6 protein-coding genes are annotated in these 6,197 nt (G+C 37.6%); 5 read left to right on the forward strand and 1 reads right to left on the reverse strand.

Annotated features, from left to right (window positions below; all coding sequences use genetic code 11):
• Positions 1-397: 397 nt before the first annotated feature.
• The 5 genes from H5072_RS09500 to H5072_RS09520 all read left to right on the forward strand — a co-directional run bounded on the left by H5072_RS09500 (position 398) and on the right by H5072_RS09520 (position 4,816).
• Complete coding sequence (locus tag H5072_RS09500; protein WP_182693381.1) at positions 398-1,885, forward strand: hypothetical protein; 1,488 nt, start codon at positions 398-400, stop codon at positions 1,883-1,885.
• Between the two features lie 235 nt (positions 1,886-2,120).
• Positions 2,121-2,459 (forward strand): hypothetical protein, encoded by a 339-nt coding sequence (locus tag H5072_RS09505; RefSeq protein ID WP_024595217.1) that lies wholly within the window; start codon positions 2,121-2,123, stop codon positions 2,457-2,459.
• Complete coding sequence (locus tag H5072_RS09510; protein ID WP_002961828.1) at positions 2,452-3,792, forward strand: SPFH domain-containing protein; 1,341 nt, start codon at positions 2,452-2,454, stop codon at positions 3,790-3,792. The genes H5072_RS09505 and H5072_RS09510 overlap by 8 nt, the downstream gene beginning before the upstream one ends.
• Before the next feature lie 152 nt (positions 3,793-3,944).
• Entirely contained in the window at positions 3,945-4,211 is a 267-nt protein-coding gene (locus tag H5072_RS09515; RefSeq protein WP_182693382.1) for a YrhK family protein, read from the forward strand.
• An 89-nt stretch (positions 4,212-4,300) separates the two neighbouring features.
• Entirely contained in the window at positions 4,301-4,816 is a 516-nt protein-coding gene (locus H5072_RS09520; RefSeq protein ID WP_182693383.1) for a M23 family metallopeptidase, read from the forward strand.
• Positions 4,817-4,890: 74 nt separating this feature from the next.
• Here H5072_RS09520 and H5072_RS09525 read toward each other — a convergent pair whose 3' ends face one another.
• Positions 4,891-6,060: an MFS transporter gene (locus H5072_RS09525; protein ID WP_182693384.1), complete on the reverse strand. Its 1,170-nt coding sequence runs from the start codon at positions 6,058-6,060 to the stop codon at positions 4,891-4,893.
• Positions 6,061-6,197 lie beyond the last annotated feature (137 nt).

The raw sequence follows: 6,197 nt of genomic DNA on the forward strand, positions 1-6,197 counted from the left end.
CACTTGCAGTCCATATTAGTCAATAATAACTGGTGTTAGTTATATTTAATTAACAAATGTAAGAGCTAAATATAACATGCTGTGTCACTATATAGGTACAGGGCATGTTAACTTGTTGCCATCCCCCCATAAAAATTCAATAAATTTCTGTTGTTTAAATTTATACCAACCTGCATAAATCTTTGAGTAATTTAACAAATTAAATTGCACTATAACGTCGTTAAAATTTTATTTAGAACAACTAGATACAAAAATTTTTGTCTCGTTCTAGCATAATTTTCTTAACGTTAACTAGATCCCATATATAAGCAGATTGGCATTACTTATTTTGTATTAAAGTAACTTATAACAATATGATTTTTAATAATAATTAAAGTGCAAAAAAGGAAGTCTTTGTATGTTTTTTAAAAAAAGTCAGTTAGCTATTTCATTAGCGTTTACGCTAGGCCTTGTTGGATGTGGTGGCGGTGATAAAGCGGCCGTTATAGAGCCAGTTGTAGCTAAGCCAGATCCTATAAAAGTAGATCCCGTAGAAGTTAACACTATCTCTCTTACAGGAAAGGTTATTGATGGTTATGTATCTGGTGCAATAGTATGGCTGGATATTGATGGCGATGGTACTTTTGATGAGCAATCAGAACCTTCTGTAGTCTCTGAAGAATCGGGTAATTATAGTTTTAATTTTACAGAAGAGCAGGCGCTGTGTGTGCCGTATTCAACTATGTACGTTGATGTACCTGTCGGCGCAATTGACGAGGATTTAGGAGAGGTAACACAAGCGTATCAAATGTCATTTCCGCCCTCAATTGAGGCTCTGACTGATGAAGATATTCGAAATATATCACCTTTAACAACCGTTATTTGGGAACAGTTGAGCCTTCAATTACAAAAAAGTGGTAACAATAATTTAAGTTGTGATGCACTTAAAGAAAATACTGAACTACTGGCAAACCTTCAAAGCGAAATAACAAATGTTATGCAAAACTTGGTTGCGCATTATAATTTGTCAACAGAGCAAATTTACTCAGATTTTATCGCTACTAACGACAGCGACGCTTACGACAGAGCACAAGCAATTGTTAAGGGACTAAAAGCGGCCTATAAATTCAAGCAAGAGCTAGATGCTCAGTATCCTGATGCAGAAGAAGTAAGAGCAGTGATTTACCAAGACACAGCAAAAGATGCAGAGTATGGGTTTGAAAATGCATGGTACCGCGATAAAGTTATTTTTGCAGGCACTGAGTTTTTTCATGAGCAAGTAAAGCTTCATAATACAGACGAACTCGACAAAATTGACGTTATTTTGTCTCGATTGGATTCAACAGATACGCCTTGGGGCGAAGAATCGTTAAATGGAAAATTAACAGTTAGAGACGATGTTTGCATTAACGCCGATCGTACTTACCGATGTTCTAGTATTGAGAACGTTAGTTTTGAGAAAAGTAATGTGCGTTACAGCGTTGCTAATACTAGCCCATCGGTTAACTTTCCTACAGCAGATGAATGCGTTAGTGCTAATTTAGATACACCGTTCGAGCGAGGTTTTAGCATTAGCTATACTGAGTCAGGATCGTTATACCAAACTGACTTTGCCTTTAGAGAGGAAAATGCCGACTTTCAAACATTATCTGATTGGGTAAATGTTAAAGACAAAGCTGCTGACTTAGAAACTCAAGATTTAGTGACCGTACTCGCTGCTATGCCCTATGAGTTTGATGACGAAACATCTATTGATGCTAGCTTTTGGCGTAAATACAAAACCACAGACAACGTACGTATTATTAAAACAATTGAAGGGCAATGGTTTAGAGATACCCGCCGAGAAGATGGAACAACGCTGTATGAATGCGGTGAAAACGGTGTTGATTGGGGGCCATGCGAATAATGTAAAAAGCACTTTAATGAATATTAGCTTAGTGCCAGTCAGTTAATAACTGACTGGCATTTTTTGTTTGAAAAAGCTTACTTTTATGTGCGCTTATAACTGTATACCTGATGAACTTTATTTTTAATCTGTTTTTTACTCGGGTTTACTGTAAAATTACTGGGTTAACATTTGTTAAGCAATGCCTACAATTGTTATTGCTCATTAAGTATTTAAACTAATTTAAGTAGAGCTTATGATTTTTTATATTATAGGGTTAAGTTTACTTGTTATTATTTTATGCGTTGCACTTTATGTAATTTACAGCAACGTACATAAAAGTCGGGTAAGAAAATCCAAGGAATACAACGTACTGTTTGATAAAGACACGATAGTTGATGAACTAATCACTCAACTAACAGAAAAAAATCAAACACAAGAAAACCAAGATAAAACAGCTAAAGGTAAAGAAGAAATCCTTGCAACATTTGTTGAGTTACATCGCTCTGGTAGCTTTTGCGCACATTTGAGTGAACAGGAAATTATTTACTTTGTTAAAAAGAAATTAAACATGGAGAGTAATAAAAATGGATAGCGAAAAAGCAGTCCCAGCAGTAAAAAGTGACTCATTTATGAGTCGATTTGGTCGTCGTAATGTAATTATAGTGTCATCAATTGTTGTTGTATTGGTCGTGATAGCAACCCTTACATCGCAAGTTGTTTCATGGAATGAAGCAGATGAGCGTTTAGTACATCAATCGGCTTTTACAGGTAACTTAACCGTAATAAATCAAGCAGGCCCTTACTTAAAAGCATTTGGTAGTACATCCGCTTATAAAAAAGTAATTTCGATTAACTTTACGGGCGATGCTGGTGCAACAGCAAGCGCAATTGTGCCGTTAATTCCGATTCGATTTTTAGATACCACAACAGGTGGCGCACGAGGTGTCTCTCGTTTTAGATTGCCAGGCAATGTACCTGCAGCAGAGTCGGGTGCTCTACGTGGTTTACTTAAAATACACGAAGAGTTTGGTTCACAAGAAACATTAATATCTAATTTATTAATGCGTGCAACCACCGAAAATGTAAAAGCGTCGGCGCGAATGATGTCGGTAGAGCAACATTACTCTGGTGGTAATGGTCAATTAAGCCAAGATTTTGCTGATCAATTAACCAACGGTATTTTTGTTACTGAACAAATTATTAGTACGGGTGAGCGCGATAAATCTGACGACTTAGGTAATTTAAGTAAACAGCAACGTGTCACTATTAATATTAAAATGGATGATGAGGGTAATACACTGCGTAACGCACCTATTTTAGGCGCTTACGGTATTACAGTAGTTGATGCCAGCATTATTGATATTGACTACGAAAGCAAAGTAAATGCTCGCCTTGAAGCTCAAAAGCAGGCTGCTGCTGATGAAGCGCTAGCGCGTCAAAACCTTAAAAAAGCAGAGCAACAAGCGCGTACCGAAGTGGCTTTAGGTGAACAAGCAATTGCTAAGCAACGTGCTGAATCTGAAAAGCTAAAAATAAAAGAGCAAATTGATGCTGAACGAATTAAGGCAAATGCCATTATTTCTGCACAGCAACGAGTGGCTGTAAAAGCGGAGCTTGCAAAAGAACAAGAAGAGATTTTAAAGCAACAACGTTTAGAAGCATTAGGTATGGACGTTTTAGCTGAGGCTCGTTTAAGAGCTAAGTCTGCTGCACTTGATCCAAAGTATGTATTTGATGAAACGCTAAAAGCAGAAGTTAAAATTCAAACCGCTTTATTTACAAGCTTAGGTAATAGCCGTTTAGTGCCTGAAATTGTAATAGGCGCAGGCCAAGGCGAGCAAAGTAATGGCTCTGAATTTATGCGTTTATTAGCCGCCGATGCTGCATTAAGTCTTAAAAAGCGTTTAGAAAAAGAGAAAAAATAAACGATTAGTTAAGTATTGCACAAACAATAAAAACGTTGGCTGATTCGCATTGGCCAGCGTTTTTTATTGCGTAAATTTTGTTATTGTATGGTGCGGCTTAGCTTGTGAAAACAAGCTTTTTAAATTATTAAATAAAAGAGTGAGCAGTACTTATGGACCTCAGTAATCAGTTTATTTTAGATTTAGGACAAGAGCATATTACCATTCAGCGGCGATATGAAGCGCTGGGAGCGTTTAACGATTTTTTGATTGCTGTGTGGTTTTTAATTGGCAGTTTTTTCTTTTTAAATGACTCACTAATAGAAAGTGGCACATGGTTGTTTATAGCGGGCAGTGCTCAATTACTTATAAAACCTGTTTTGAAATTGATCAGCTTAGTACATGTTAGTCGGGTATTTCATTCAAATAAAACTTCATAAATAAAACCATAAATACGACTCATGATGAGTTCAGTTATTATGGCTAATAATTTACCAGTATAAGTTATTTAAATATCAAGGATAGAAAAGTGAAAGTACTTAAATGGATTTCAATTGGAATAGCTACTTTACTAATTATAGGCTTACTAATTCCCGAAAAAATAATGATTCCGGTACAAGGTGCCACAAGTAAAGATTGGAACCATAACACGTTTTGGTACGAGCCTTGGGGTAGGTCGGGTGTGCACAAAGGAATTGATATTTTTGGCATAAAGAACACTCCTGTAGTTGCCTCAACAAATGGTGTTGTTATATTTGCAGGTGAGTTAAGCCGAGGTGGTAAGGTGGTTGCGGTGCTTGGGCCTAAATGGCGCGTGCATTATTTTGCACATTTAAATAACTACTCGGTAAGTACAGGTGATGTAGTAAGCATAAACAGTCAAATTGGCTTACTGGGCGATACCGGAAATGCCGCAGGAAAACAGCCTCATGTGCATTATTCTATTTTATCGTTAGTGCCCATGCCGTGGCTTTTTACAACGCAAAACCAAGGGTGGAAAAAGATGTTTTTTTTGAGCCCACATAAAAAACTCACTGCTAAATAATAGTTTTAGCTGTTAAATCAAGATGTTTAACAGCTAGAATTAGTTAATAAGCAAGCGTGTATTTAAGCTAAAAATTAGCCTGCAACTGGGGTTTTACCCGCGCGAATATTTTTAATGCTTTTAATAAACATATAAATACAGGTCGTGATTAAACAGCCTGCTAAATAAAACACAATACCGTTGGGTGCATCAGATAAATTTGCAGCAAGCATAGGGCCAAATACCGACCCAATACTGTAACTCAAAAGCATTACCTCAGTTGCAGATACTATTTTTGCCATTGGCAATGAGTCGCACGCAAGTGTTATAGCAATTGGGTAAAGTGCAAAGCTGCATGCGCCTAGTATTAAGTAGCTTACTATTAATCCTGCTAAAGTGTTTGCTTGTAGTATACCCACAGCACCGGCTGCGCCTACTAAACAAAACATACCCATCAATAAGCTTTTTTCAAGCCGAGTAGATAAGTAACTCACAAGCGGCTGCACGACCATGCCGCCTAAGATAATAACCGCCATAAGTGTTCCTGTGTACTGAGCTTGATCAGCTTGTGCTGCAATATACACCGGCATTAAGCCGTAAATAGGGCCCAGTAATAAGCCCGATGCTAAGCATCCGAGCATAGCTGGGTGGCTTAATGTTTTTATTTCTTTTAGTGGTAGTTTTTCAAGGTGCTGTTTTTCGGGCTGACCTTTAGTTATTAATAAAGGCGCCAAAATAGCTAAAAATAATAACGAGGCTACAAATAAATAAGGCGTTGAACCTTCGGTGCCAAGCGGCCCTATAGCAAGTTGACCAACCGCGCTGCCCCCATAAAGTGAGGTCATGTATAAACCCAAACGTTTAGCACGCGACTTTGCTGTGTTGGTCATTAACAACCAAGACTCAACAACGACAAACACACCGGCAACAGCAACACCTGCTACAAATCGTGCAATTAACCAGTTAACGGTATTTGGTAGCGCAAGTTGTGCAAGCACACTTACTATTAACAAGCTTAAAAATAATATAAAGGCGAAGCGATGACCCATTTTTATCACAATGCGCTCTATTGTGGTGGCGCCAATAAGTAAGCCAAAGTAAAAAATGCTCGCAAGCCAAGGCGCTAGATTTTCATCAAGTTTAAATGCAGGTAACGACAGCGGAATAAGGCTCATTAAAAAGCCTGATGCAATAGCAAAAAATGACAGCCCGATAACGGGTGCTAAAGGGTTGTTAGAGGTGCTTGTGGCGGCTGATTCGGCCATGTGTGTTTATCGACTCATCAAGGTAAATAACCACTGTTTTAGAGTTTGAGAGGTTACTTTAATAATAAAATTTGCGCGAATTTAGAGCCAAATTAAAAATAAGTAAAGTGATATTTTATTAAATAATATAAATAAAC

Source organism: Pseudoalteromonas sp. SR45-5 (assembly GCF_014163565.1).
Taxonomy (GTDB): domain Bacteria; phylum Pseudomonadota; class Gammaproteobacteria; order Enterobacterales; family Alteromonadaceae; genus Pseudoalteromonas; species Pseudoalteromonas distincta.